The sequence below is a fragment of the Stenotrophomonas maltophilia group sp. RNC7 genome (assembly GCF_030910085.1).
Classification (GTDB): Bacteria; Pseudomonadota; Gammaproteobacteria; order Xanthomonadales; family Xanthomonadaceae; genus Stenotrophomonas; species Stenotrophomonas sepilia.
In genome coordinates, this window is record NZ_JAVFVN010000656.1 from 1 (window position 1) to 987 (window position 987).

Annotated in this window: 2 protein-coding genes; both read right to left on the reverse strand. The window is 32.0% G+C overall.

The annotated features are described in order from the left end of the window. The coding region (locus RCF13_RS13575) for a hypothetical protein (RefSeq protein ID WP_308141247.1) at nt 1-447 on the reverse strand (447 nt) is incomplete at its 3' end. A 253-nt stretch (nt 448-700) separates the two neighbouring features. Further along, the coding region (locus RCF13_RS13580; protein WP_308141248.1) for a phage portal protein at nt 701-987 on the reverse strand (287 nt) is incomplete at its 5' end.

Genomic DNA, 987 nt, shown 5'->3' on the forward strand with positions numbered 1-987 from the left:
ACACCAAACTTCTGCTACCTTATCCGATACTGGACTATATCTTAAAGCATACCCAGTGTCGGCAATTTTTTTTATTTTATTATAATCTATTGGAATATTAAGCATTTGAAAAATGCTCTCTTCCGAATAAAATTTAATACCATCACCATTAATATCGTTATATTGCTCAGAAAGAATATTCATTCTAACTACTGAATCATCTGCTATAAAAAACTCATAATCATCATAATAATAAATTGTAATTAGAAAATTCCCTCTGTCTGTTGAGTTATTCCAATCTTCTTTTCGATTAGGTTCACCCATTTTTTCGATTAGTTCCTCCGAAGATATCCTAGAGAACTGATTAACATCAACAAGCACTTCATATGGTTCGATATTTGCTGAACTGCTGCACCCCATTATAAGTAAAACTATAATTAACAATAAGGTTAAAATATATTTTTTCATATCTCCATCCCCCTTTTTATCTATTATATCTATTAAAGGAATATTATAGCAATATGAAAAGTCTATTTCTTTAACTTTCTAGCTTCTTGTTCTTCTTTTTCTGCTCTAACTATAATGCTAGCATATGTGAAAGCTCTTTCTTTGTACCCCATGGGATCATTTGCCGAACATATGCCTAATAATACGCCAGGTCTTATATGTAATTTTTGAAGTGCAAAGTGTGCCAAATTGCTTTCTGCGTCACCCTGCACTATTAGTTTTTTGCTTCTTCTACCTCGTCATTAATATCTTTATCTAAGCCAGATAGTTTTTGTACTTCTTCTGTAAGCGCTACATACTCTCCAACTAGCAACATTTTTTTAAGTAGGCTACTAGCACCTAAAACTCCATAATGCTTTTGAAGTTCTGCATTAGTTAAATCTGGGGAAATTACTGCATTTGCTGTAAGTTCTGCAATATATTCCATTCTGTTAAAAGATTCATTTCCCTTTTTGTCTCTCTTGGTATGTTTCTTCATTAGTAACTCATTTTCATCTTGAG